This window comes from Caballeronia sp. RCC_10 (assembly GCF_041360715.1).
GTDB lineage: Bacteria > Pseudomonadota > Gammaproteobacteria > Burkholderiales > Burkholderiaceae > Caballeronia > Caballeronia grimmiae.
On record NZ_JBFUPT010000004.1, the window covers coordinates 86,447 to 112,379 of the forward strand.

General features: G+C 60.9%; 23 protein-coding genes. 9 read left to right on the forward strand and 14 right to left on the reverse strand.

Going from position 1 to position 25,933, the window contains the following annotated elements:
* Positions 1 to 34: 34 nt before the first annotated feature.
* Positions 35 to 1,423 carry a M20 family metallopeptidase gene (locus AB6804_RS10170; RefSeq protein ID WP_370886345.1) on the reverse strand — a complete coding sequence of 463 codons (1,389 nt, stop codon included), beginning with the start codon at positions 1,421 to 1,423 and terminating at the stop codon, positions 35 to 37.
* Between the two features lie 121 nt (positions 1,424 to 1,544).
* Between AB6804_RS10170 and AB6804_RS10175 the strand changes: the two genes are divergently transcribed.
* Entirely contained in the window at positions 1,545 to 2,471 is a 927-nt protein-coding gene (locus AB6804_RS10175) for a LysR family transcriptional regulator (protein ID WP_370886346.1), read from the forward strand.
* Positions 2,472 to 2,606: 135 nt separating this feature from the next.
* Here AB6804_RS10175 and AB6804_RS10180 read toward each other — a convergent pair whose 3' ends face one another.
* From AB6804_RS10180 to catA, 6 genes are all read right to left on the reverse strand, one after another.
* On the reverse strand, positions 2,607 to 3,005 hold the full coding sequence (locus AB6804_RS10180; protein ID WP_244795644.1) for a RidA family protein: 399 nt from the start codon (positions 3,003 to 3,005) through the stop codon (positions 2,607 to 2,609).
* Positions 3,006 to 3,038: 33 nt separating this feature from the next.
* Positions 3,039 to 3,815, reverse strand: a complete 777-nt coding sequence (gene benD, locus AB6804_RS10185; protein WP_370886347.1) for a benzoate diol dehydrogenase BenD — start codon at positions 3,813 to 3,815, stop codon at positions 3,039 to 3,041.
* Positions 3,802 to 4,833: a benzoate 1,2-dioxygenase electron transfer component BenC gene (gene benC, locus AB6804_RS10190; RefSeq protein WP_370886348.1), complete on the reverse strand. Its 1,032-nt coding sequence runs from the start codon at positions 4,831 to 4,833 to the stop codon at positions 3,802 to 3,804. The genes benD and benC overlap by 14 nt, the downstream gene beginning before the upstream one ends.
* A 40-nt stretch (positions 4,834 to 4,873) precedes the next feature.
* Positions 4,874 to 5,362 (reverse strand): benzoate 1,2-dioxygenase small subunit, encoded by a 489-nt coding sequence (gene benB, locus AB6804_RS10195; RefSeq protein ID WP_370886349.1) that lies wholly within the window; start codon positions 5,360 to 5,362, stop codon positions 4,874 to 4,876.
* Positions 5,359 to 6,717, reverse strand: a complete 1,359-nt coding sequence (locus AB6804_RS10200) for a Rieske 2Fe-2S domain-containing protein (protein ID WP_370886350.1) — start codon at positions 6,715 to 6,717, stop codon at positions 5,359 to 5,361. Before AB6804_RS10200 ends, benB begins: the two co-directional genes overlap by 4 nt.
* A 92-nt stretch (positions 6,718 to 6,809) precedes the next feature.
* Entirely contained in the window at positions 6,810 to 7,745 is a 936-nt protein-coding gene (gene catA, locus AB6804_RS10205) for a catechol 1,2-dioxygenase (RefSeq protein WP_370886351.1), read from the reverse strand.
* 173 nt (positions 7,746 to 7,918) lie between these two features.
* Here catA and AB6804_RS10210 point away from each other — a divergent pair, with 173 nt between their 5' ends.
* The 4 genes from AB6804_RS10210 to AB6804_RS10225 all read left to right on the forward strand — a co-directional run bounded on the left by AB6804_RS10210 (position 7,919) and on the right by AB6804_RS10225 (position 11,629).
* Positions 7,919 to 8,842, forward strand: a complete 924-nt coding sequence (locus tag AB6804_RS10210; RefSeq protein ID WP_370886352.1) for a LysR family transcriptional regulator — start codon at positions 7,919 to 7,921, stop codon at positions 8,840 to 8,842.
* A 105-nt stretch (positions 8,843 to 8,947) separates the two neighbouring features.
* Positions 8,948 to 10,075, forward strand: a complete 1,128-nt coding sequence (locus AB6804_RS10215) for a muconate/chloromuconate family cycloisomerase (RefSeq protein WP_370886353.1) — start codon at positions 8,948 to 8,950, stop codon at positions 10,073 to 10,075.
* Positions 10,076 to 10,126: 51 nt separating this feature from the next.
* Positions 10,127 to 10,405: a muconolactone Delta-isomerase gene (gene catC / locus AB6804_RS10220; protein WP_370886354.1), complete on the forward strand. Its 279-nt coding sequence runs from the start codon at positions 10,127 to 10,129 to the stop codon at positions 10,403 to 10,405.
* Between the two features lie 18 nt (positions 10,406 to 10,423).
* The gene (locus tag AB6804_RS10225; RefSeq protein WP_370886355.1) at positions 10,424 to 11,629 is read left to right on the forward strand and encodes a benzoate/H(+) symporter BenE family transporter; all 1,206 of its coding nucleotides are present in this window, start codon (positions 10,424 to 10,426) and stop codon (positions 11,627 to 11,629) included.
* Positions 11,630 to 11,650: 21 nt separating this feature from the next.
* Here AB6804_RS10225 and AB6804_RS10230 read toward each other — a convergent pair whose 3' ends face one another.
* Entirely contained in the window at positions 11,651 to 12,826 is a 1,176-nt protein-coding gene (locus AB6804_RS10230; RefSeq protein WP_370886356.1) for an acyl-CoA dehydrogenase family protein, read from the reverse strand.
* Positions 12,827 to 13,082: 256 nt separating this feature from the next.
* Here AB6804_RS10230 and AB6804_RS10235 point away from each other — a divergent pair, with 256 nt between their 5' ends.
* On the forward strand, positions 13,083 to 13,259 hold the full coding sequence (locus AB6804_RS10235) for a hypothetical protein (RefSeq protein WP_370886357.1): 177 nt from the start codon (positions 13,083 to 13,085) through the stop codon (positions 13,257 to 13,259).
* 186 nt (positions 13,260 to 13,445) lie between these two features.
* The gene (locus tag AB6804_RS10240) at positions 13,446 to 14,504 is read left to right on the forward strand and encodes an LLM class flavin-dependent oxidoreductase (RefSeq protein WP_370886358.1); all 1,059 of its coding nucleotides are present in this window, start codon (positions 13,446 to 13,448) and stop codon (positions 14,502 to 14,504) included.
* A 45-nt stretch (positions 14,505 to 14,549) separates the two neighbouring features.
* Here AB6804_RS10240 and AB6804_RS10245 read toward each other — a convergent pair whose 3' ends face one another.
* Genes AB6804_RS10245 through AB6804_RS10260 form a run of 4 tightly spaced genes read right to left on the reverse strand, consistent with a single transcriptional unit; the run spans position 14,550 to position 18,414 of the window.
* Positions 14,550 to 15,785, reverse strand: a complete 1,236-nt coding sequence (locus AB6804_RS10245) for an acyl-CoA dehydrogenase family protein (RefSeq protein ID WP_370886359.1) — start codon at positions 15,783 to 15,785, stop codon at positions 14,550 to 14,552.
* A 19-nt stretch (positions 15,786 to 15,804) separates the two neighbouring features.
* Positions 15,805 to 16,809: an NrtA/SsuA/CpmA family ABC transporter substrate-binding protein gene (locus AB6804_RS10250; protein ID WP_370886360.1), complete on the reverse strand. Its 1,005-nt coding sequence runs from the start codon at positions 16,807 to 16,809 to the stop codon at positions 15,805 to 15,807.
* Between the two features lie 34 nt (positions 16,810 to 16,843).
* Complete coding sequence (locus tag AB6804_RS10255) at positions 16,844 to 17,557, reverse strand: ABC transporter ATP-binding protein (RefSeq protein ID WP_370886573.1); 714 nt, start codon at positions 17,555 to 17,557, stop codon at positions 16,844 to 16,846.
* 17 nt (positions 17,558 to 17,574) lie between these two features.
* Positions 17,575 to 18,414, reverse strand: a complete 840-nt coding sequence (locus tag AB6804_RS10260) for an ABC transporter permease subunit (RefSeq protein WP_370886361.1) — start codon at positions 18,412 to 18,414, stop codon at positions 17,575 to 17,577.
* Positions 18,415 to 18,760: 346 nt separating this feature from the next.
* Here AB6804_RS10260 and AB6804_RS10265 point away from each other — a divergent pair, with 346 nt between their 5' ends.
* Positions 18,761 to 19,249 (forward strand): response regulator, encoded by a 489-nt coding sequence (locus AB6804_RS10265; RefSeq protein ID WP_370886362.1) that lies wholly within the window; start codon positions 18,761 to 18,763, stop codon positions 19,247 to 19,249.
* Here the strand turns inward: AB6804_RS10265 and AB6804_RS10270 are convergent.
* A complete protein-coding gene (locus tag AB6804_RS10270; RefSeq protein WP_370886363.1) occupies positions 19,246 to 20,874 on the reverse strand; it encodes a PAS domain-containing sensor histidine kinase in 1,629 nt (542 codons plus the stop codon). The two genes, AB6804_RS10265 and AB6804_RS10270, sit on opposite strands and share 4 nt — an antisense overlap.
* Positions 20,875 to 21,383: 509 nt before the next feature.
* Here AB6804_RS10270 and AB6804_RS10275 point away from each other — a divergent pair.
* Positions 21,384 to 24,131: a PAS domain-containing protein gene (locus AB6804_RS10275; RefSeq protein ID WP_370886364.1), complete on the forward strand. Its 2,748-nt coding sequence runs from the start codon at positions 21,384 to 21,386 to the stop codon at positions 24,129 to 24,131.
* Positions 24,132 to 25,086: 955 nt separating this feature from the next.
* On the opposite strand, the gene AB6804_RS10280 is transcribed toward AB6804_RS10275, so the two are convergent.
* Positions 25,087 to 25,848, reverse strand: a complete 762-nt coding sequence (locus tag AB6804_RS10280) for an SDR family NAD(P)-dependent oxidoreductase (protein WP_370886365.1) — start codon at positions 25,846 to 25,848, stop codon at positions 25,087 to 25,089.
* Positions 25,849 to 25,933: the final 85 nt, after the last annotated feature.

Sequence of the window (25,933 nt, forward strand, 5' to 3'; positions counted from 1 at the left end):
GCTTCCAGTCAGAGGTGGAACTTCGAATGTGGGCTTAACGTGCGCCCGGAACGCCGGCCTCGCCGAGGTCCCAGAAAACGCCGGTCATCAATTGCAGCGCTTCGCGCATCACGGGTGCGAGCACGTGTTCGTCGGGCGCATGCTGACGGCAGCCAGGATACGAATGCGGAATCCAGATGGTCGCGAGATTCAGCGTATCGGCGAAGCATTCGTTGGGAATCGTGCCGCCGAGGTTCGGCAAAAGCGTCACGGGCCTGGCCGTCGTTGCTTCGATGGATCGCTCGGTGAACGCGACCCAGGGATCGTTCGGATCGAGACGCGTGGCGGCACCCGATGCTTCGACCGACACTTCGATGCCGTCGAAACCTTCGCGCGCCAGGTGCTGTTCGATCAGCTCTTTTGCGCGCAGCCATTCGGTGCCCACAACGAAGCGCAACTGGCATACCGCTTCGGCCGCACGCGGAATCGCACTGACCGGGTTCGCCACGTTGCCCGCATTCATCGCGAGCACTTCGAGCGTGTTCCATGCAAACACGCGCTCGGCGGGCGTGAGTCCGGGTTCACCCCAATTCGACGACAACGCAGGATCGCCTTCGTCCGCGCCCACTTCGAGTTGCGCGACGCGCGCGCGGACTTGCGGCGGAATCGGCGGTGGCAGAAGCCCGTTGATGCGAATGCGGCCGTTGCCATCGACAAGACTCGCGAGCGCATTGGCCAGCACGGTTGCGGGATTCGCGAGCACGCCGCCCCAGTTGCCCGAATGACGCGCACCAGCGGCGTTCGTCACGCGCAAGCGGAAATGCAGCGCACCGCGCGAGCCGAGGAAGATGGTCGGCGACGAAGCGCGCTGGCGCGGGCCGTCGGATGCGATCAACAGGTCAGCCGACAACCGCTCTCGCATGTTCTCGCAGATCGCGTCGAGGCCTGGCGATCCCACTTCCTCGCCCATTTCGAAGATGATTTTCGCGTTGAAGCCTAGTTCGCCGCGCTCTGCAAACACAGCCGCGAGCGCGGCGAGATTGATCGAGTGTTGCGCCTTGTTGTCCGCGATGCCGCGCCCGTACCAGCGATCGCCTTCCACGCGCACTTGCCAGGGCGAACGTTCGTTCGTCCAGTTCGATGCATCGCCATCGATCACGTCGCCATGTCCGTAGAGCAGCACGGTCGGCCGATCCGGGGATTCGATGCGTTCGCCCACGAGAAACGGCGGCATGCCCGCCACGGGGTTATCGACGATCTCGCAGATGAAGCCGAGTTTCGCCAGCGAAGCTTCGATTTCTTCACTCAGGTAACGGCGTAAAAGCGGCGCGGCGTCAGCGCGCTGGCTTTCGGTTGCGAGCGCCACGCGGCGGCTCAGCGTAACGAGGAAGTCGCCGCTGTCGAAGTGCGAGCGGGCGAGGGCGAGAGCGCTTTGTCGGGACATGTCGTGTGGTGTTGGGGTCAGCCTGGAGTCAGGTTAGCCCTGTAGCGGTATTTTTGTATTCGCAATCAAACAAGGTACATTTGCGTTTTCGTCAAACCTCCGGCTTTGCCGGTGATTCGCCATGCGCAAGCTGCTCGAACCGTCGCTTTACTATTTTTCGGTGGTGGCGCAGGCAGGGTCACTCAGTTCGGCAACCGAGAAACTCGGCCTGACCGTGTCGGCCTTGAGCCGTCATATCGCGAAGCTGGAGGGCGATCTCGGTGTGTCGCTGTTCGAACGGCATGCGCGCGGCATGGTTTTATCGCATGCGGGCAGGCTTTTGCTGCGCCATGCGCAGCGCACGTTGGCCGATGCCGAAGCGGTATTCGAAGAGATCCAGGGCGAAGAGCGGCGACGCGCACGCACGCTGACCATTGCCTGCACCGAAGGCTTTGCGTTCGACTTCTTGCCGGTATCGCTGGCGGCATTTTGCGCAAAACATGCCGATGTGGCGATTCAACTGGAAGTGGTGCAGTCGGATCGCGCGAGCCAGATGTTGTTGTCGGGAGAGGCGTCGATTGCCCTTGCGTTCAGCTTCAAACCGGAAGCGGGCGTGGTCGTGCAATTCACGCAGCGCGCGCCGGTAATGGCGTTGATGCATCTGGAGCATCCGCTCGCGCAGCGATCGAAGATCGCATTGAAAGAACTCAGTGCCTATCCCGTTTTGTTGCAGGACAAGGGGACGACGAACCGGCAGCTCTTCGACATCGCGTGCAACGTCGAGAGCATTGAGATTTTGCCGGTGATGACGAGCCGTTACGTCGCGGCGCTGTATCGTTTTGCTCAGGTGGTGCCGAACGCCATCATGCCATCGGGGTATGTGTCCGTCGCGAAGCGGCTCGCCGCTGACGATCTGACCGCCATTCCGTTTGACAATCCCTTGCTCACACAGCGGCGCTTGCAGGTCATGTCACTGGCTGGAAGACAACTCGACCCCATAGCGGAAGAGTGCCTGCGATGGATTATCGACGATCTGACGCGGACTTCGCAGGAGTCGCGGCGCGGGTGAGTCTCGTTACGTCGGCGCAGCATCTCGACGCGCGCCACGTGGTCTGTTCGATCTGCATGTATCGCAACAACATGGCGAGTTTCTTGTTGGCGATGCGCACCGGCTCACGGTCGTTGAACAGGCGATAATCCGCCATCATTCAGCGATGACAGCGACGGCCTTTATTTCCACGATGTAACCTGCCGCACCGCCCAGCATATGCGCGCCCACTGCCGTCCATGCAGGCAGTGGATGTGTATTCAGGTATCGGTCACGGACTTCCATGAAGAGCGGAAGATCGCGCATGTCGGTGTGAAAAGTGGTGACGTCGACGATGTCGCCGAGCGTCGCGCCTGCCGCTTCGAGCACGGTCTTGAGGTTCTCGAAAGCTTGCACGATTTGCGCTTCGCGTTCTTCCACCAGTTTCATGTTTCCGTCTCGGCCGATCTGACCGGAAACGTACACCGTGCTGCCGACTTTCACCGCCGGAGCGTAGCGAATCTTGTCGTACACCGCTTCCATTCCTGCGGGGACAATGGCTTTGCGTTCGTTCATCGTGGCGTCTCCTTTTGATTCCGTTGTCATGCTTCAGCCGTTGTCACCGCCTGCAACCGGCAGCACCGCGCCTGTGATGTAACCCGCTTCGTCGGACGCGAGAAAGAGGATCGGTGCGACTTGTTCTTCGAGCGTGCCGTAGCGTTTGAAGAACGTCGACTGCGTGACCTGCTTCACCGCTTCGCTCATCCAGACCTTTTCTTGCGCGCTGTCTCCTGCGGCGTTGCGAGGCACGCGCCGGGGAGGCGCTTCGGTTCCGCCCGGCGCCGCCGCAACGACACGGATGTTGTGCTCGCCGTACTCCATCGCGAGGGCTTGCGTCATTGCGTTGACACCGCCTTTCGCCGCCGAGTAAGGCACGCGACGAATGCCACGGGTCGCATTCGACGATACATTCACGATCGTTCCGTGACCTTGCGCGAGCATGTGCGGCAACACCGCGTGGCAGGCATAGAGCGTCGGCATGAGCGAGCGGCGGATTTCCGCATCGATCTGGGCCGGTTCGAATTCGGCATAAGGCCGCATGCGGATCGCACCGCCCACGCCATTGATCAGAATGTCGATGCGGCCAAACCGCTGTATGGCGAATGCCATCGCCGAGGCTGCGCCTTCGTAGGTCTCCATATCCGCGACGAAGCCGGCCGTATCCGCGCCCGTCGCTTCAGCCGCGACTTCCGCAACGAAGTCCGCGCGATCGACAAAGAGAACCTTCGCGCCTTCGGATGCCGCACGCAGCGCCACGCCCTGGCCGATGCCCTGTGCCGCGCCGGTGACGACCATTACCTTGCCTTCGAATCTATGCGTGTTCATGGGCCACCGCTGCGACGTTGGGAGTGAATTTCTCGTAGTGAAAGCTGTTTGGCGCGACGCCGTTATCGTCGAAATGCTTGCGCACTGCGTCGACCATCGGCGGAGGGCCGCACAGATAGACATCGACATCGCCATCGTTCAGGCATTCAGCGGGCATGTGCTGCGTGACCCAACCTTTGCGCGGATGACTGGATTCGGCTTCGGCAACCACGGTCGTGAACGTGAAGTTCGGCAGCTTCCCGGTGTAGGCCTGAATGGCTTCGACCAGCACGAGGTCGAGGTCTCGCGTCACGCCATAGATGAGATGAACCTTTTGTTGCGAGTTCGTGCGTGCCAGCACTTCGAGCATCGAGAGGAAGGGTGCCAAACCGGTGCCGCCTGCGAGAAACAATAAAGGCCGTTCGACGGGGCGCAGATAGAAGATGCCGATAGGTCCGGTCAATTCCACCTTGTTGCCCGGTTGCGCGGATTCGAGCCACGTGCTCATCACGCCGCCCGGAATCTTCTTGATCAGAAAGCTGATCTTCGATTCCCCCGGCGCACACGAAAACGAATACGAGCGATGCTGCCCGCTGCCCGGCACGTCGATATTCACATACTGGCCAGCGAGGAAAACGGGAGGAACGCTGTCCACATCGAGTTCGAGAACCACGGCGGCATCGTTATGCTGCTCGACCTTCGTGACCGTTGCCGCGAACTTGTTGTGCTCGGTCTTGCAAGACGTCGACGACGCCGGGACCGCGATGACGCAATCGCTTTGCGGCACCATCTGGCACGTCAGCACGAGACCGCTGTCTTTCTCGTCGTCGGAGAGCGCGTCTTCGATATAGTCCTCGCCGAGATCGTAATTGCCGCTTTCAGCGCGGCACTTGCATGTGCCGCATACGCCGTCGGAGCAATCCATCGGCAGATTGATCCTGGCGCGAAAGGCAGCATCGAGAACCTTCTCGCCGGCCTTGCATTCGACAAAGCGCGTCACGCCGTCTTCAAAATTCAGTGCGATGTTATAGCTGGACATATTGCCTCCTACTTCCTTTGTCTCGTCTCTTCAAAGCGCATCAGACGTGGTAGACGTCGAGCACCTGGCGGATATAGTCGTTCTTCAGCGCGATCTTCTTGCTCGAAATGAGCAGGCGGTCGTCGATCTTGCGGAAGGTGACGTAAGCGGTGCCGAAGAACTGGTCCGTGACCTTGTAGCGATGACTGAGCGTGTTGAAGTTGTACCGGACCTCGACTTCATTGTCGCGTTGGGCCAGTACTTCGACATTCGTCACGTTATGACTGGTCCGTGGCTCCGGCATCGACGCGCCGCTGCGCTCGGTCTTGATGCGGAACACGCGATCTTCGAGTCCGCCGCGATCCGCGTAAAACATCAACGAAATCTGGCTATGCGGGTCGTCGGTCAGCTTGTCGTCGTCGTCCCACGCGGGCATCCAGTACGTGACGTCTTCGGTATAGCAGGCGAGCCATTCGTCCCATTGCCGATCGTCGAGAAAGCGCGCTTCCTGATACAGCGCATTGCAGACCTTCTGATAGTCGATGCTCATGCTGTCGTCTCCGACTGTTCCTTTTGCAGGGCGTCGCGCATCACCCGCATCCAGTAATCGTGCTGAACCACGAAGAGGCCTTCGTCTTCGCTGCGCTCGCCCGAGATGAGCGGATTCAAGCCCATGCCCTTTGCATTCGCGTCGGGACCATGCACCCACAGCGGCGCGCCGCGCGACATGTCGTTCCACATGGATGTCGTGTTCGCGTAACCGGCCTGGCATGCGCGGAATTCTTCGAGATCGTCGCTCGTGCCCATCCCCGAGACGTTGAAGAAGTCTTCGTACTGACGAATGCGGATGGCGCGGCTCTCTGCGCTTTCGCCCTTCGGCGCGAAACAGAAGATGCTGACTTCCGTTTTATCGACGCTGATCGGACGGATCACGCGAATCTGCGTGCTGAACTGATCCATCAGGAACACGTTCGGATACAGGCAAAGATTGCGCGTCTGATTGACGATGTACTTCGCCTTGTCTTCGCCCACGCGTGCCGCGATTTCGTCGCGATGCTGATAGACCGGCCGCACTTCGGGATTCATCGTGTTGGTCCAGAGCAGGATATGGCCATGCTCGAAGCCATACACGCCAGCAACCGACTTGCTCCAGCCGTTTGCATCGACTGCCTTGGTGCCTTCGACCTTGCGGCGTCCCATCGTCGCGGAATAATTCCAGTGCACGGTGCTGACGTGATAACCGTCGCATCCGTTCTCCATCTGCATCTTCCAGTTGCCGTCGTAGATGTAGGAGGAATTGCCGCGCAGCACTTCGAGACCATCGGGCGCTTGCGACACGATCTGGTCGATGATGACCTTCGTTTCGCCGAGATAGTCTTCGAGCGGCATCACGTCGTCGCTCAGGCTGCCGAACAGGAAGCCGCGATAGTTCTGGAATCGCGCGACCTTCTTCAAGTCGTGCGAGCCTTGCTTGTTAAATTGCACGGGATACTCAGTGGTTTTCTCGTCCTTCACTTTGAGCAGCTTGCCGGCGTTCGAGAAGGTCCAGCCGTGAAACGGGCACGTGAAGCTGCCCTTGTTGCCGTGTTTCCGGCGGCAGAGCATCGCGCCTTTGTGAGCGCAAGCGTTGATGACCGCGTGCAGTTCACCCGTCTTGTCACGCGTAATGACGATAGGTTGGCGGCCGATCCACGTGGTGTAGTAATCGTTGTTGTTCGGGACCTGGCTTTCGTGCGCGAGATACACCCAATTGCTCTCGAAGATGTGCTTCATCTCGAGTTCGTACAAGTCGGGGTTCGTGAAGATGTCGCGACGGCAGCGGAAAACACCGTTTTCCTTGTCGTCCTGCACCGCGTTGGCGAGCAGGTCGTCGAGCTGTCGTGCTTTATCGAGTGTTGCGGACATGAGTCGTCTCCCTATGCGGGCTTCGTCGAGAAGCCCATTGCATCGGTTTGAATAGTCGTGCGGGGGTGCTGGCGATATGGCGCGATGTTGCGTCAGGCTGCGACGGCGACGCGAGTGCGATTGACCAACTGGTTGTCCTTGCCCTGCACCAGCGGAGTCAACGCGATGTCGAACACGATTTCCTTGTACGCATCGGACTTGAGGCCAAGGGCTGCGCCGCCGGTCTTCTCGACCACGTGCGGCACGAGTTCTTCGCGTGTGGCGTAAGCGAAGTCATCCCAGATCAGCGGATCGCCTTCGATGTTGATTTGGGTCGTCAGCTTGCGAGTCTTGTCGCTCGTCACGAAGAAATGCACATGCGCCGGACGATTGCCGTGACGCGCCATCGCATCGAGCAGTTGCTGCGTCGCGCCTTGCGGCGGGCAGCCGTAGCCAACGGGCATCAAGGTGCGGAATTCGTATGTGCCGTCCGCGCCGGTTTTCACGGCCCCGCGAAGATTGAAGCCATCCTGCGCGCCGGTCGGATCGAAGTGCGAGTAGAAGCCCTTCGAGTTGGCGTGCCAGCATTCGACGACCGCACCGGCAAGCGGCTTTCCATCCGGACCCGTCACCGTGCCACGGATGATGAGCGGGCCTGCATCTTCATCGGCGTTGATATCGATTCTGGAAACGCCATCACGAACAGGCGCGCCCGCGACATACAGCGGGCCTTCGATCGTGCGCGGCGTGCCGCCGTGAACATCGGCTTCGCGATCCTCGGCGTCCATGCGAATGTCGAGATACTTTTCGAGGCCAAGGCCGGCGGCGAGAAGCGCGGCCTCGCCATCTTTGCCGAGCTTGTTGAAGTAATTCACGCCCGCCCAGATTTCATCGGGCGTCATGTCGAGTTCGTCGATGGCTCTGAAAAGATCGCTCAGCAGGCGATGCGTGATCTGCTTGACGCGGACGTTGCCGTCCTGACTTCCCAAATTCGCAGCGGCCTTCAACAGGTCCTGAACTTCCTTCGAGTCGAATACCTTGGCACTCATGTCTGCTCCTGTGTCTCTGTCTTTTGCTGGGGTTAACCCTCGTTTCAAGCCGAAGCACGTATGCTCATAAGGTATAGTCGGGGCTTGAAACAAAGCGTGAATGCAGAATAAAGGACGGCAAACAGCATGGTCCAACACTGATTTAGTATCGGGCTATATCCCGGAGGTATCGTATGGAGCTGCGGCATCTTCGTTACTTCGTGGCGGTGGCCGAAGAGCGAAACTTCACGCGCGCCGCGCAGCGGCTTCACATCGCCCAGCCGCCGCTCAGCCGGCAGATACAGCAGTTGGAAGAGATTCTCGGCGTGCAACTCTTCGAAAGAAACTCGCGCCCGCTGAAACTCACTGAGACCGGCAAATTCTTCTACGCTCACGCGGTCCAGTTGCTGGCGCAGACGTCCGAACTCGAATCGATGACGCGGCGAGTCGGCAATATCGAGCGCAGCATGTCAGTGGGTTTCGTCGCATCGACGCTCTATGGCCTGTTGCCGAAAATCATTCGCCGCTTTCGCGACGAGAACCCGACAGTCGAACTCAGTCTGCACGAGCTATCGACGATGGATCAGATGCGGGCGCTCAAGGATGGACGGATCGATGTCGGCTTTGGCCGCCTTCGTCTCGAAGACGCGAACATCCGCCGCGTGGTTCTGAGAGAGGAGAAGATGATCGTCGCGTTTCCCGTGGGGCATCCGCTTGCGCTTTCGAAGCCGGTCTGCGCGCTGCGCGATGTGATCAACGAGACGCTCATCGTCTATCCGAAGACGCCGCGCCCAAGTTACGCCGATCAGGTGCTCGCCGCATTCAAGGACCGGGGACTGGAGCCGCGCAAGGTGTACGAGGTGCGCGAAATCCAGATTGCATTGGGGCTCGTGGCGGCGGGCGAGGGCATTTCCATCGTGCCGAGCAGCGTCTATGGCCTGAAGCGCGATGACGTCAGCTACCGGGAACTCGACGACCCGACGCTGGTATCGCCGATCATCATGAGCATGCGGGCGATGGACGAGTCGCGCGACATCAGGGAGATGCTCGAACTGATCTATCGGCTCTACAACGAGGCGCAGATTCCCCATGTGGCGCCCGCCGAGAAAGGGCAGTGAGTTCGTCATACCTCCGGGGTATCGCATTAGACGTCGATGGTCTTGGACAGGCGGAGATTGCCCGGGCAATACTTGAGTGACTCCTTCCACTCCGCCATTTCAGGTATGAACGCTCAAATCACGTCTGTCGAAGCGATTCTGGTCGACCTTCCGACCATTCGCGCACACAAGCTCTCCATGACGACGATGCAGCAGCAAACGATGGTCGTCATCCGTCTGCGATCGAGCGATGGCATCGAGGGCATCGGCGAAGCTACGACCATCGGTGGCCTGTCTTACGGAGAAGAAAGTCCCGAAGGCATCAAGCTCACGATCGACACTTATCTCGCCCCGGCGCTGATCGGGCAGGACGCGACCAACATCAATGCGGCGATGCTTACGCTCAACAAGGTCGCACGCGGCAACCGGTTCACTAAGTCAGGACTCGAGACCGCATTGCTCGATGCACAGGGAAAGCGCCTCGGCGTGCCCGTATCGGCGCTGCTCGGCGGTGCGGTGCGCAAGACGCTTCCGGTGCTTTGGACGTTGGCGAGCGGAGACACCGCCCGCGACATTGAGGAGGCCGAAATGCTTCTGAACGAACGCCGCCACAATACGTTCAAGCTGAAGATTGGCCGTCGGAGCGTGCGCGAAGACGTCGCTCACGTGTCGAAGATCAAAGCGGCGCTGGGCGATCGCGCGAGGGTCACGGTGGACGTGAATCAGGCATGGAACGAAGTGGATGCCGCTCTGGGTATCCAGGCGCTGGAGGCAGCGGGTATCGACCTCATCGAGCAGCCCACGCCGCGTGAGAATCGCGGTGCGCTTGCGCGGCTTGCGGCGCGCTTCATCGTTCCCATCATGGCCGACGAAGGCGTCACCGGTCCCGAGGATGCGCTCGACCTCGTGCGCGATGCCTGTGCCGATGTCTTCGCCCTGAAGATCGCAAAGTCCGGCGGCATCTACGGCATGATGCGCACGGCCGCCATCGCCGATGCGGCGGGTGTATCGCTCTACGGCGGGACGATGCTCGAAGGCAGCATCGGTTCGATTGCTTCGGCACATGGTTTCAGCGCACTTCCGCAGTTGGCGTGGGGCACGGAGCTGTTCGGCCCGCTGCTGCTCAAGGATGACATCGTGACGAATCGTCCGCAGTATCGCGACTTCGATCTTCATCTTCCGCCAGGCCCGGGGCTTGGATTGCAGATCGATGAAGACAAGCTCGCTTTTTACCGACGCGACAACAAGGCGTGAGCGACCGTCTCGTTCAACATGCAGTGTGAGTGTTACCCTTGAGGAGAAGTCATGCTTTATCTAGTAAGAATGGACGTCCGCCTGCCGCACGACATGCCGCCCGCACAGGCAGAAGAAATCAAGGCGCGTGAAAAGGCCTATTCACAAGAATTGCAGCGCGCAGGGAAGTGGCAGCAGTTGCATCGCGTCGTTGGCGAGTATGCGAATTACAGCGTGTTCGACGTCGATTCGCATGACGAGCTGCACACCATGCTGTCGGCTTTGCCGCTGTTTCCATACATGACGATGCAGGTAACGCCGCTCGCTCATCATCCGTCGTCGATTCGCTAAAAGGCGCTGAATCATTCCATGAGTCAGAACAAGAACGGCACGCTGGATTCCGTCAATCAGAAAGGCTTATGGTCGATATCGGCGGTCACGGCGGGGCTGCTGGCTGTCGTCATTTCCTATGCCGGCCCGCTCGCGATTTTCTTTCAGGCGGCGCATGCCGCGCATGTCGGCAATGACGTAGTGGCCTCGTGGGTATGGTCGATTTCGATGGGCGCGGCGGTATCGGGATTGACGCTGAGCTGGTGGCTTAAGCAGCCGGTCATCACGGCATGGTCCGCGCCCGGATGCGCGTTGCTCGTAACGCTTTTTCCGGGGATGCCCGTCAGCGATGCGATCGGCGCGTACATCGTGGCCGGTGCATGTATTCTCGCGCTCGGTCTCTCGGGCCTGTTCGATCAGATCACGAAGCGGATTCCAAAAGGCATTGCCTGCGGGATGATGGCGGGCATTCTCTTTCAGTTCGGCACCAGCCTGTTCAAGTCGGTGGCCATTCATCCGTGGCTCGCGCTCGGGATGTTCGGCAGCTATCTCGTGTTTCGGCGCCTGGCCGCGCGTTACTGCCTGATTCTCGTGCTTGCTTGCGGTTGCGCGCTGGCCGCGGCGCTTGGCTTGACGCATTTCGATACCGTGAGCGTTCAAGTGACTCATCCGGTGTTCACGCTGCCTACCTTCAACTGGCAATCGACGATCAGCCTGGCGCTGCCGCTGGTCATCGTGAGTCTGACGGGCCAGTTCCTTCCCGGCTTTGCGATTCTGCGCGTCTCCGGATATGAAACGCCGAGCCGGCCGGTACTCGTCGGAACCGGCCTCGCGTCGATTCTGGTCGCCTTCACGGGCGGCGTGACGATCGTCATCGCGGCGATCACTGCCGCGCTATGCACGGGTCCGGATGCACATCGCGACCCGCAGCGCCGATACATCGCGGGCATTGCAAACGGCTTGTTCTATTTGATCGGCGGAACCTTCGCGGGAACCGTCGTCATGCTGTTCGCCGCGCTTCCGAACGCTTTCGTGGCCGTTCTCGCGGGACTGGCTCTGTTGGGCGCCATCGCCACGAATATCGCGGGCATCGTCCACGATGAGGCGCATCGCGAAGCCGCGTTCATCACGTTTATTGCGACTGCCTCCAACATGACTTTTCTCGGTCTCGGTTCCGCGTTCTGGGGAATCGTCCTGGGAACGGTCGCGCATCTCGTGCTGAGAAGGACCGCTGCTACGGGTTAGTGAACGTTCGCCGCCGAATCCTCACGAATAAAACGACGGCTTCGGCGCACGCCCATTGAGCGCCCAGTCGCCCAGTTCGCGCACCTTGTAGTCGATCGGATCATGCAGCGTATGCACACGCACGTTGCGCCAGAAGCGATCGAGACGCAGCGCCGCCGTCGTCGAACGCGCCCCGGTCACATCGAACATGCGGCTCGCGACTTCCAGCCCTGCACGCGCCGCCGCGACCTTCGACGTCGCCACTGCAATGGCCACTTCGCCGCGCTCGCTCTCCGTCAGCGCAAGGCCGCGTTGCCATGCCTCGTCGAACGCTTGCGTCGCGCGTTCGGCGAGCAGGCGGGCGCCCTCCAGCGCGACCCAGAAGTCGCCGTAATGCGCAATCACATACGGATCTTCCGAGGGCCGCTCTGCCTGCGATGCGATCCACGGCCGCGCCTGCGCGAGCGTCGCTTCGCGCGCCGCCTGCAATGCGCCTTCGCCGATGCCCACGTAGATGTGGCTCAAGATCGCCTGTGCGAGCAGCGGTCTAAGGCACGCGAAAGGACTCGACAGCGGGCCGGGATCGTTCAGCAATTCATCCGGCGCGATGCTGACGCGCTCGAAGATCACAGTGCCGCTGTCGGTCTGACGCTGGCCCATGTTGTCCCAGTCGTCGAGCGCGGTGATGCCCGCGCGATTCGTCGGCGTCACGCCGATGAGCAGCTTGCCGTCGCTGTCGAATGCGGAGGCGAGCAGTTGATCGGAGTCTCGGGCGCCGGAACAAAAGCTCTTGCGGCCATCGAAGAGATAGCCGTTCGTTTCACCGGGAAGCGCACGCGTGCTCTTGTCGAGCGGATTGAGCGCATTGCCCCAGAACCAGCCCTGACTTACCGTCTCGGACAGCCAGTGGCGAATCTGCGTATCGCGGCCGAAGAGGCGAATCGTCGCGAGTTGCAGATGGTGAAACGCGAAGAGATGCGCGAGCGAACTGTCGACTTGCGCCATGCGCCTAACGATATCCAGCGTCGTCGACCATGAAGCGCCGTTGCCGCCGTATTGCGCCGGAATCGACAGGCGAAGCAGGCCGCTCTTGCGCAGCAGGTCGCGCTCGTGAAATGCGGTGCCGCCGGATTTGTCGCGCGCTGCGGCGGTTTGCGCCCATTCGCGCAAGAGCGCGTCGAGCGGCTCGGTCCACGGGGCGTTCTCGGTGCGGCTCATTGCGGTACCTCCTGATCGTGATGGGTCATCCGGCGTCGTGTGCGGGGCACGCGGTGCGTGACTGCAAGCGTATAAGACGCGCATGCCGAAATCCATAGATTGGTAGCGGAATTTCACGGGGAATTGCAGCTGTTTTAAGTGGACGTGGGGTCGCCGCGCAAGTCCGCCCGGGCCGCGGATTTCGCTCAGTGGATCTATATTTCTCAGCCAATAAGTCGGAGCGGTTCCAAAGCTTCCGAAAGAAAGTCGTGCCCGGATGAAGTTAACCGAGCCGCGCACCTTCGCCAGAGAGCTTTTCTCGCAGCTTGCCTTCTTTGTACGAGGTCTTATAGATGCCGCGCGTCTGCAGTTAGGCAATGACGATACGGATGAAATCCTCGTAACTTGCGGGCGTAAGCGTGCGCGTGAAATCGAAGCAGATGTTGCACCGTGACGCCGCGCTTGCCATCGGCTGAGAGAACCAGTTGCTTCGCATGGCTGTATACGCGGAGGCGCGAGAGTTCGCGCTATCGCCTAATGCTCAAACCTCAATTGGTTATCGTTAGAAATTGGATGGAGCGAAGCGCGGCTGACGTTAGCATGTGCTTCTCTCCAACTCGTCCTCCGGTTCAATCAAGCGATGTCCAATTCTCCCCGCTTCGGTGTCTGGGAGCTCGTTCATGGCAGCCGCGCGGCGCTGCAAGATCCCGAGGAACCTTATGACGCCTCCTGGGCGCGCAACAAGGCGCTCGTGCTCGAAGCCGAGCGCCTTGGGTACGACTCGGTGCTCGTCGCGCAACACACGATCAATCCGCACGACCCCTCGCTCGATCAGCTCGAAGCATGGACCGCATCGGCGGCTCTGGCGGCGCTCACGTCGCGTATCGAGATCATCGCGGCCATCAAACCTTATCTCTATCACCCCGTGGTGCTGGCGAAGATGGCGCAGCAGATCGAACACATCAGCGGCGGGCGCTTCGCGATCAACCTCGTCAATGCGTGGAACCGGCCGGAGCTGGAGCGCGCCGGTATCGGCTTCGCCGAGCACGATGAACGCTATGCCTATGGCCGCGAGTGGATCACGGTCGTCGATGCCCTGTTGCGCGGCGAAGCCGTGAAGCATCGCGGTGACAACTTCCGTATCGACGATTATCAGTTGCGCCCGGCCGACCCGTTTCGTGCGCGTCCACGCATTTACGTGGGCGGCGAATCGGAACCCGCGCGTTCCCTCGTGGCGGCGCATGGCGACGTGTGGTTCATCAACGGCCAGCCACACGATGATGTAGCCAGCCTCATCGCCGATGTTTCCACACGCACGCGTCCGGACGGGCGTGAGCCGTTGCGCTTCGGGCTATCGGCATTCGTGATCGCGCGGGACACGGAAGACGACGCACAGGCTCATCTCCAGCATCTCTTTGCGCTCGCGGAACTGGACAAGCCGCTGCGCGAGCGGCAAAAGGCCAATACGGATCCGAACGCGGTGATGCACAAAACGTTCGCACGATCGGCGCGCGTCGGATCGAACGGCGGCACGGCTGCCGATCTCGTCGGCGATTACGATACCGTCGCGCGGCGCATCGTCGACTTCCATCGCGCGGGCATCGAACTGTTCATGCTGCAATTCCAGCCATTCGAAGCCGACATGTCCCGCTTCGCGCATGAAGTCATGCCGCGCGTGCGCCGCCTTTTGAACGCGTGATTGCGACGCGCCTCCGCCGTGGTTCAGCGGAGGCGCGTCTCATCATCAAAAGAACGCGCCCGTAGGCGGCAATTGCCCGGTCAGCAGGTTCTGCCCGAGCAGGCGTTCCTTGTAAAGCCTCGGGTTGTGCGACGCGATCACCTTGATATTGCGCCAGTGCCGGTCCAGCGCACCGATGCGCGACACGACCGAGCCCGAGCCGAGATCGATCAGCCAGCTTGCAATTTGCGGCGCGAGATCATCGATGACGACCTTCGCTTCCGATGCTGCGAGCGTGGCGGCGAGCGTCGCGTCGTAATCGTCGGGCGTGCCGTGAGCGTCCCACGCGCGTTGTAGTGCATCCACCGCGCGGTCCGCAGTCGCCTCGACGCTCGCTGCATAGGCGCGAATGCGGCCAAGTAGTGATTGCAGAACCGGCTCGTCCGTGGGATGCGCCGCTTCGCCGTGATAGAAGTTGCGTCCCCGCGTTCGCAATACATCGACCGCGTCCAGCGCCGCGCGACGCACGATGCCCGCAATGCAGTTGGTGAGATACACCTGATGGAAAGTGAATCCCCAGGGCGCGGCTTCGTCGGACTTCGGCGGATCGGCCGGATAGAGATGCGCGGCGGGAATCGTCACATCGCGAAAGCGCGCGGTTCCCGAGCCTGTCAGCCGTTGACCGAAGCCTTGCCAGTCATCGTCGTCGCTGACGCCGGGGCCGCGTTCCAGCACGTATTGCACCGTGCGGCCCGCGCGGCTTTCCACTGCCACGCCGATGAACGCATCGTTATAGAGATTGCCCGTCGCATAGACCTTGTCGCCGGAGCCGACATAGACATCGCGCGATGCGTCCCATTCGAGCCTGCTCAAGACCTTCGCCGGTCGGGCGCCGGCCGCCGTCACGTCGCTGTCGACGAAACTCAGTCCGAGTGTCTTGCGCTGTCCAGTCAGTTCCAGCACGCGCGCATGGAACGGATGATCGCGGCGTCGTAGCGCGGCTTCGACCTGCCACAGATGATTGCGAAACGCATGCGCGATGTTCGAGTCCGCCGCGGCGACATCACGCGCGACGCCGAACATGTCGTGCAGCGATGCGCCGTGGCCGCCGGCATCGGACGAAAGACGCAGCGCGCCGAAGCCGAGCGCCTTGAGCCTGGCGATCTCTTCATGCGGCAGCCGATGCGCGCGTTCACGTTCGGCGGCCGTCGCGGCGATATCGTCGATGACTTGTGCGAAGCCGAGCGTTGCCGACACGGCGGACACGAGCTTCGGCGCCGCGAAGTGCGTGCGTTCGGTCATGATCGTTGGTCTCCTCGCATCACACTTTGATGCTGTAATCCGCGACCCGGATGCGCGAATTGATGATCTTGCGTTCCGCGAGCCAGTCGGCGGCGCGCTGAAACTGCGCGATGAAAGCGGCGTCGTCGGGCTCGTGAAACTGATTGACGCGCTTGAGGCTCGTCAGATACTCGCGAACCTGATCCGGGTACTTGCCCTCGCGCTGCACGAGCAATTCGGCGTCGGCGGAATGCGCAGACTGCCATGCGCCTTCGACGTAATAGGCGTCGATCACTGCGCGGACCAGCTCCGAATTCTCTTCGGTGAACTTACGACGCGAGACGAGCGAGCTATAGTCGATGAGAAACTCCAGATCGCGGCCTTCGTTGAAGATGTCCTTTGCATCGTTCGAGAAGCGCGAGATGTCGACGCCCGGCGACCACATCGACCACGCGTCGACCTTGCCTTGTGCAAATGCAGGCGCGGCATCGGGCGGATTGAGGTAGACGAATTGCACCTTGTCCCGGTCGATGCGATGCTTTTCCAGCGCTGCAATCAACAGGAATTCGCCGAGTCCCGAGCGGTTGACGGCGACCTTGCGGCCCGGCAGATCCGCGACGCTATTAATGCCGCTCGACTTCTTCGCGATGATGGCCGTCGAGCGCGGCGAGTAGATGTCGAATGCGTTGAAGACGATGGGCGAACCGGCGAGCATGGCGGCAAGCGCGGGCGTTGTCGATCCCCAGAAGCCGAAGTCGGCGCTGCCGCCGACCACGGCCTGAATCGAGGGTGCGTGGTTCGGAAACGGGCCGATCCATTCGACCTTGATGCCTTTGGCGGCGAGCGTTTTCTCGAATACGCCGCGTTGTTTGGCGATATCCGGCAGACTGCCATAACCCCAGCCGATACGCACGGTATCGGTGTTACGCGTGAGCTTGCGTGCCTCGGCCGCGTACGCCGGGAAAACACTGCTGGCGGCCATGCCGGCCAGCAAGCCACCCGCCGCGCGCAATAACTGGCGCCGGGTCATTGAAGAATCATTCATCCTTTCGGGTCCTTCTGGTCTTATGGGAAATCGGTCAGTGACGTTGCACGCCCAGTTCCGCGAGAAGCGTGGGCCGCAGCGCGAGAGGCGCGTGGTCTTCGGTGTCGAACGACGCCGCGATGCGTCCGGCGCGCATGACGAGGATGCGGTCGGCGAGGGCGAGTGCTTCGTCGACATCGTGCGTGACGATCAGCACGCCCGGCTGATGAAGCGCGACGAGTTCTTTCACGAGCCCATGCATCTTGATGCGCGTGAGCGCATCGAGTGCGGCGAACGGTTCGTCGAGCAGCAATAACGCGGGGTCGTGGATGAGCGCCCGCGCGAGCGCCACGCGCTGCGCCTGACCGCCCGACAGATTGCGCGGCCAGTCGTCCTCGCGGCCGGCGAGCCCGACTTCGGCGAGCGCCCGGGCCGCGCCGTCACGGCCAATCGTGTGTTCGTGACCGAGCGCCACGTTCTCCCACAACGTCGCCCACGGCAGCAGGCGCGGCTCTTGAAACACAACGGAAGGCCGCTCGGGCGCGTGAATCTTGCCCGCGTCGGGCGTATCGAGCCGCGCGAGCGCGCGCAGCAGCGTGGTCTTTCCGCAACCGCTCTCGCCGAGCAGCGCGACGAATTCGCCTTTGCGGATATCGAGGTCGAGCGAATCGATGACGATGCGGCTGCCATAGCGGCGTTGCAGCCCGCGCACGGACACGGCGAGCGCCGATGGCTCCTTGCGGTCGCGGGTCCGTGCCCCCGTCGCGATGGGTTCGATGCTTTGCGTCACTTGCGCGCTCCGTTGACGTAGTTCGCGTGCCAGGAGAGCAAGCGGCTCTCGAGCATGCGAACGAGTGCGTCCGCGACGACGCCGATGATCGCGTAAATGATGATGGTGAGCAGAATGACGTTGGTGTTCAGGAACTCACGCGCGTCCATTGCGAGAAAGCCGATGCCTTGCGTTGTCGCGAGCGTCTCGGCGATGACCAGCGCGAGCCACGCATGTGCCAGCGCATAGCGCACGCCGGTGAGGATCGAGGGCATGGCGCCCGGAATGACGATTCGCCGCACGACGCCGGCCCGGCTCATGCCGATCACGCGGGCAAGTTCCATCAGCTTGGGATCGATCTGCCGGATGCCCAGCATCGTGTTGATGTAGATGGGGAAGAGGACTGCGAGCGCAACGAGAAAGATCTTCGCAACTTCGCCGACGCCGAACCACACGATGACGAGCGGAAGCATCGCGAGAAAAGGAACGGCGCGGATCATCTGGATAGGGCGGTCGAGCAGCGCCTGCGCAAACGGCGAGAAGCCGACGAGGACGCCTAGCGCCAGCCCGATGCTTCCGCCGATGACGAAGCCTGCGGCAGCGCGCAACAGCGAGACGCCGAGATGAATGAATAGCTCGCCGTTTTGCGTCATGTTCGCGGCGGTCGCGAAGACGCTGCTCGGTGCGGGAAGCACTTGCGGCGCGATCAGTCCGAGCCGGGCGGCGGCTTCCCATAGCAGCACGACGATCGCGGGAACTGTCCAGGATAGCCATCGATAGAGCACGTGCTTCGAAACGCCCATGCGAGGAGGCGGCGTCGACGCATAGGTGTTGCGCGAGGAAGTCAGGTCGGCCATGTCGGTTTGGATTCAGCGATCGTTCGGACTCGATACGCCGGTCGGTGAATGCTTTTGCAAAGCAACGCTGCCGGATTGTCGAGAGAGAAAGCGAGTCATTAGAAGCCGGCATGCACTTGCGTAACAAACGATTTATTGTTGAATGCTTTTCAGTCCGGGAGTGGCAAGCAATCGTCCGGGCTTGATTCAGGTCATCTCGCGGCCCAATTCTTGCTGCTTAGCGCCGCGCTACGGCAGACACATCACGGGCGCTACAATTCAGCCATCGCAGCCAGAGCGTTCGGCAAACACGGCAGAAGCGCACACATAGCTGAATCAGCAAAGACCAGAGAAAGGGAGAAGTTGAATGGCGGGGGAAGGGTTGAAAGCGGTCTTGCTTGTCGAAGACAGTGAGAACGACATCGAGTTGACGCTTCTCTCGCTACAAAGGGCAGGCCTGGAAAATCCCGTCGATGTCGTCCGCGACGGTGTAGAGGCGCTCGAATATCTGCGTTGCGAAAAGAAGTGGAGCGACCGTCCCGACGTGCATCCGGCCGTCATTCTGCTCGACAAGAAACTGCCAAGGCTCGATGGTCACGACGTGCTCGCCGCCGTCCGCGCAGACGAGCAATTGCAGCACATTCCGATCGTGATGCTCACGTCATCGAGACAGGAGACCGATCTTCTGACGAGTTACGATCTCGGCGTGAATGCGTATGTCGTGAAGCCGGTGGAGTTTACGGATTTCATGGACGCCATCAAGGACATCGGCGCGTTCTGGCTCGTTTTGAACAAGCATCGCGCACGGCAGCCAGGCACCACGTCGGCCGCGCAGCCCGCAAGCGACGACGACTAATCACTCAGCGGCAAAGTCACGACGAACGTCGTGCCGCAGCCGATGCCCGCGCTGTGCACGTCGATGCGCCCATGCTGGCGTTCGACGAGCGTCTTGACGAGCCACAAGCCCAATCCCAGGCCGCTGACGCGCCCCGACGAACTCGGCTTCAATTGCTCGAAGCGATCGAATACCTTGTCGATCGCATCGGCTGAAATACCGCAGCCCGAATCGCTGACGGTGAGTACGGCATGTCCGTTCTCTGACGACACGGATACGTCGATCACGCCCGTATCCGTGAACTTGATCGCGTTGGTGACGAGATTCCAGACGATTTGCTTGACGCGCGCGGCATCGCCCTGAATGGTGCACGGGTCCAGCCGGGCGCTCGTCAATTGCAGCTTCTTGTGATCGGCCTGCAAGCGAAGATCGTTGACGAGATCCATCACGAGCCGATTCAGCGCGAGCGGCGCAAACTCGATAGACAGCTTGCCGGAAACGATTGCCCCGCTGTCCAGCAGATCATCGACCATTAGCGCCAATTGCTTGGCGTTGCGCTGAATGGTGGCGGTGGCGCGTGGCAGACCGGCCTTGTAGTCGGTGCGCTCCAGCAATTCGGCCCAGTTGAGGATCACGCTGATCGGCGAGCGCAACTCGTGTGACACCGCCGTGAGGAAGTGATCCATGGCAAGCGCGTTCCTGTCGCTTTGTTCCCGTGCGAGCCGCTCATCGCCTGCGATGCGCTGTTGATCGATCTCCTGCTGCTTGCGAGCGGTGATGTCGAGCACGAAGCCGAGCATCTGCGTGGGCTGGCCGCCTTCTCCATAGCGTGCGCGGCCACCGACCATGACCCAGTGGCCCGAACCGTCCGGCCATATGACGCGATATTCCACCCGGTAATCCCGATGCGCGACGATGGACGTCTCCAGTTCCTCGCGCACGCGCTCGCGATCGGCCGGGTCGATGAGTTCATTGAACAGGCGCTCGGTCGTCAACTCTTCGTGCGGTTTCAGTCCGAGATTGATTTTGGCTTGCGTGGTGCAGGTGATGACGCCGCTCATCAAGTCCCGCTTCCATGCGCCTACTTTCGCGAAAGCGAGAACTTCGGCCAGTTGCTCGCGGCTTTCCTGTAGCTGCCTTTCTTTCTCCGCAGCGATGATCTGGCGAAGCTGGGCTTGCGATCGCAGACGCGCTTTCTCGCGCTTGTCGGCCTCGCTGCGCCGCACGCGATCGGTGACATCGCTGACGCGAATGGCGTAGTAGGAACGCCCGCTATCGGCGGGCACGATCACGCTCGCCTTGATCTTCCAGAAGCGAAGCGCGAGCTTGCCATCCTCGTTCGAAGGCCATTCGGCGCGAAAGGGCGGCGATGAACGTGTCTCGCCCGGTTGCAGATCCGCGATTGCAGTCGCAACCCACTGGTTGCGGGCGGCGCGATGTGCTTCGCTTCCGTGTTGATTGATCTCGTAGATGGACCTGCCAATGACTGCCTCGCGTGTATGCCCCGTCAACTGCGTATAACTGGCGTTGACAAAACATATACGGTAGCTCTCGTCCAGGATGACGTAAGCATCGAGGATCGCTTCAAACCATGCTGCCGCGTCCGGGACATCTGTTTGAGAAAGCGATCTATTGAAGTCATCCATAGGAGCTTAAAGGAAAACGCGAGCGCGTTATTGATATTGTGCGCGTTGCAAGATGACATTCTCCCATTTTTCTCGATTCGTGTACGTTGCCGACTGTCATTCTAATCGCTGATTCACAGTGAAAGAGTGCATCGCATGAAGCGAATGACGTTCTGACGGACATTCACTTCGCTTTCTTTCTGCGCTTGTTTCTTCTTGTTTCTGTGAGTTCCGATCTCGGCGGCGGTTCCGTGTCGATTACATCGGCGGCCGTTAATGGTTGTTATACGGCATCCATCGGTGAGCCTGAAGCTGAACAGAAATTGGACGAGTGAGCGAAAACGTCTATCCAAGTGGTAAGCGTGCAAACAATGGCATTTGATTTGCTTGTCCATCGACAGCCCGGAGCGCACATCCACGGGTAAGATATGCGCGAACTCACTGACCTCTGTAAAAGGTTCCTGAGTGAACGAAACCCGCCGAAGCGTCCAACCGCGGAAACTCACTCGTGACTCTCGACTGCCGTAGAAATGCCCACGACCAACGACGACGCACTGGCGCTCGCGCTGCTGGAACTCAACCCGTCCGCATGCGCCATTCTTGCCCGGGATCTGTCTGTCATTGCGGGTAACAGGCATTTCGTCGAACGCTTTGGCGAGCCTGCGCCGGGGCGAGTATCGGAAGAAATTCTTTCACTTCTCTTGAAAGACGATCCTGCTTCGTCGAGGGACGAGTGGGGCGCCCGCGTGTTCGCCGTCGCAACAGAAGCCCTGCGGACGATGCAGCCTGCGATCGTGGTTGTGCCTGCATCCACCGCTTCGACGGCGGAACACGGGGCAGCGTGGACGCTGGAGTTCCGTCCGCTCCCGAAGCGCACGAATGCCGCTCGAGAGCCCGCGGCGCTACTCGTCGTGATGCCGTCCGGTGCGCATCCGGCGTCGATGGACATCGAGACCGCGCTGGCGGGATATCGCATGCTCTCAGAGGCAATGCCGATCATTTTGTGGACGGCCGGCCCGGATGGCCTGCTCGATCACATGTCGAGCGCGGCATTGCGCCATACCGGCGCAGAACAGCCGCTGCTCGGACGCGCATGGGAGACGTTGACTCACCCGAACGATCGCGAAGCAACGGTTCAACGATGGGCCGCATCCGTGCAGGACGGCACGGACTATGTCATCGATCATCGGCTTCGTCAGCCAGACGGGACGTTTCGCTGGATGCGTTCGCTCGCGACGCCGCTCAGGGATCGCGAAGGCGCGCTGGTGCGCTGGCTCGGCGCGACCATCGACGTCAACGAGCCTAAGAACATCGAGCTGGAGCGCTTGCGGCTCGAATCGCGATATCGCGCGCTCGTGACGGTGGCGAGCACGATCGCCTATGTGTGCGACGAAATCGGCCGCTTCGTGATTCCGCAGCCCTCGTGGGAAAGCTATACCGGGCAGCCGTGGGAAAAGCATCAGGGCTACGGATGGATTGAAATGATCCATGAAGCGGACCGCGCGCTGGCTCAGGCCGCGCTCGAGCGCGCCGTCAAGACGGATCAGCCTTATCGTGCCGACGTGCGCCTGTGGCATGCGGCGTCTTCGACGTTCCGGCGGTGTCAGGTTCGTGCGGCGGGCACGCGCGGCAAGGACGGTGATATCTACGAATGGGTCGGCATGATCACCGATGTCGAAGAAACGCTACGCACCGCACAGAGCCTGCGCGAGGAACGCGAACGTCTGGACTTGTCGATCGAAGCGGCGGAGATCGGGACGTTTCATTGTCCCATTCCACTCAGCCGAATCATATGGAATCCGAAATGTAAGGAGCATTTCTGGCTCGCACCCAACGCGGAGGTCGATCTGGAACTGTTCTATCAGATCGTTCATCCGGAGGACAGGCAAAAGACTCGCGTGGCCATCGAGCGGGCCGTCAACAAAGGCATTCCCTACGATATCGAATACCGCACGGTTTCGCCGGCCGGCGACGTTCGATGGATTCGCGCGAAAGGGCGCACCCACGTCGATGACGACGGCCAGCCGGTGCGATTCGACGGCATTACCATCGACATCTCGCATCAGAAGAGCCTGGAAAGCGAGCGCAACCGGCTGCTGGCGAACGAACGGCTTCTGCGCCTGGAAGCGCAGCACGCGAGCAGCCTGAAAGACACGTTTCTCGCGACCGTATCGCATGAATTGCGCACGCCGCTCAACGCGATGCAATCGTGGAGCTATCTTCTGCGTCACGAGAGCGGCAACGCGGAGCTGCGCGCACGCGGGATCGACGCGATCGACCGGAACGTGAAGTTGCAGGCTCGCCTCGTCGATGACCTGCTCGACCTGAGCCGCATCGCGGCCGGGCAGCTTCTCATCGAGATGGGAAAGGTCGATCTCGTGCAGCTGTTGGTATCGGAGATGGAAGACGTGGCGCTGGAGGCGGTGGCGAAGGAAATCGACATCGTTCATGAACTTCCCGAATCGCTCGTGATAGAGGGCGATTCAACGCGGCTCAGCCAGGTCTTCTCGAATCTGCTCGGTAATGCGCTCAAATACACGAAGCCGGGTGGCCGCATACGCATCGACGCACGCAGAAAAGGGGACGCTGCCGAGATCGAGGTGGCCGACACTGGCGAAGGAATTCCGGCGTCCTTTATCGAGCGCGTCTTCGAACCGTTCGCGCAGGCTTCGAACGCGACGGCGACGACGCGGGCGTTCGGCGGACTCGGGATCGGCCTCGCGATCGCGAAAAGCATCGTCAATCTGCATGGCGGTTCCATCACGGCGTATAGCGGCGGTGCAGGGCAGGGTAGTGTCTTCACGGTGTCGCTGCCGTCCAAGACCACCGACGATGCGCGATCCGGCGGCGTTGCCCCGTTGCATGCTGCTTCAGCATCGCATCGCGATATGCTCGACAGTCTCGACATTCTGCTGGTTGAAGACGAAGCCGACGCGCGTGATGCAATGATCGCCGTGTTGGGTTCCGTCGGCGCGCAAGTGTTCGGGGCGGAATCGGCGTCGGCTGCGCGGACTTGCCTCGCGACGCGGCAGTTCGACGTGGTGCTGTCGGACATCGGGATGCCGCACGAAGATGGTTACTCGCTCATTCAATCGTTGCGGCAGGCGGGGCATCGGACGCCGGCTATCGCCGTGACCGCCTTCGGCAGCGCGGACGACAAAGCGCGTGCGTTGCAGGCGGGGTTCGATTTGCATCTGTCGAAGCCCGTAGATCCCGCCCGTCTTTTTGATGCAATACGGAGTCTTATCTCCGAATCACGGATTAGCCAGCGGCGGTGATAGTTGGATCGTCGGCATGTTGCGGCAGTCGGGCTAGGCGTCGGGCGGTGCGTTGTGTTCTTTGACGAGTGCAGACCGCTGCGATTGTGTGCTTTGCTGCGCGCCGCGCGTTCGAACAGGCCGCGCAAACGGTGGAACGTCCGCAAAGGCGAACGCTGATCCAAGTCACTTGCAGCGACGCTTCCGGTGCAGGCTAATTTTTGCGTCGGCAAATGGATCGATACGGGCGCGTCGCCGCCGAGCGTCACTTCCGGAAGCCGGTGGCCTTTTTAGTTAGCCACTGACGTAAGAGCGCCTATTGCGCTGCCAAAAGGCAACCGTAATGGCTTCGGCGCGCCGTTCGTTCAGAAGCGTCGCCAACGCGCGAAGCTCGACGCGCGTGGATCAAGCTCGCCCCGCCAAGCGGCACTGCCCTTGAACGGAGCAAACATTTAAAAGTGATAAAATGAAAGAGTCGTCGAGGCGCGTCAACTCGACAGTTTTACGCCTTAGGCTGATCCAGCTTGCCTTGACAGCCTCAAAGACTCAACAATAGGCGACAATCGACTCTCGCAAAAAAATGATAAAAATGAAAGTGAAAAAGCCAGCGGCGCTCTCCATCAGCTATACTGTCGTTTTTGTTCTGCGGATATCGGCGGAACGTTCGCTCTCTCAGGTTCTGGCACGGCCCTCGGAATGGCCAGAACTTTCAAAGCCGGCTCAATGAGCCGGCTTTTTTTTGCCTGCCGCTCGCGCATCCGGCTGGACGCCGTTGCAAATCATTGACCGTAATAACGATATTGCGAAAAACGATGCGACAATGGAACCGGTTCCAAGTTATCCTGCCCGCGCAGCGCTGGAATTAACCGTGTTTCGGCCAGCTAGAACCTGAGAGAGAGCCGAGGATCAAAAGCCAACGGCCGGCGCTGCATCCCCGAAGGCAACCGCACGCGCCGCTGCCTTCGTGCTGTGATGCTCAGACTTGCGCCTGACCGCCGTCGACGAACAATTCGGCGCCGTTCACGAAACTCGCATCGTCGGACGCGAGGAAGAGCGCGGCTGCAGCGATTTCGTTCGGATCGCCGACGCGCCCCATCGGAATGCGCGACGCCAGATAGTCCAGCAAGCCTTGCTGCTGCGTCTCGTCCGGGCCTGCGAGTTCGACGAGTCCGGGCGTCTTCGTCGCACCGGGGCTGATGGTGTTCACGCGGATGCCGCGGTCCTTCAAATCGAGAATCCAGCTTCGGGCGAAGTTGCGGATGGCAGCCTTCGACGCCGAATACACGCTGAACGCCGCCGTCCCTTCGATGGTCGTCGTCGACCCCGCGAGGATCACGGATGCGCCTTTCGACAGCAGCGGCAGCGCCTTTTGCACCGTAAAGAGCGTGCCCTTCACGTTGCGGTCGAAGGTGTCGTGATAATGCGCCTCGGTGATCTCGCCGAGCGGCAGCATGCTCCCGCCGCCTGCATTGGCGAAGAGCACATCGAGCCGGCCCCTTTCCCCGCGAATCTGCTCATAAAGCGCGTCGAGTTGATCGAGTTTCGACGAATCGACGCGCACGCCGGTTGCCGAGCCGATCGCGTTGATGGCCGCGACCGCTGCATCGAGTTCGGCTGCGCGACGGCCCGTGATGTACACGTGCGCGCCTTCCGCTGCGAACCGCTTGGCGGTGGCGAGGCCGATGCCGCTGGTGGCGCCGGTGACGAGTGCGATCTTGCCTTCGAGCTTGCGTGCCATGGTGTTGCTCCTTGTGTGTCCGGTTGAAGTGTCATGTCGTGAAGCGATGTGAGAAGGATATCGACGAGCGCGTCCTTTCGAAATA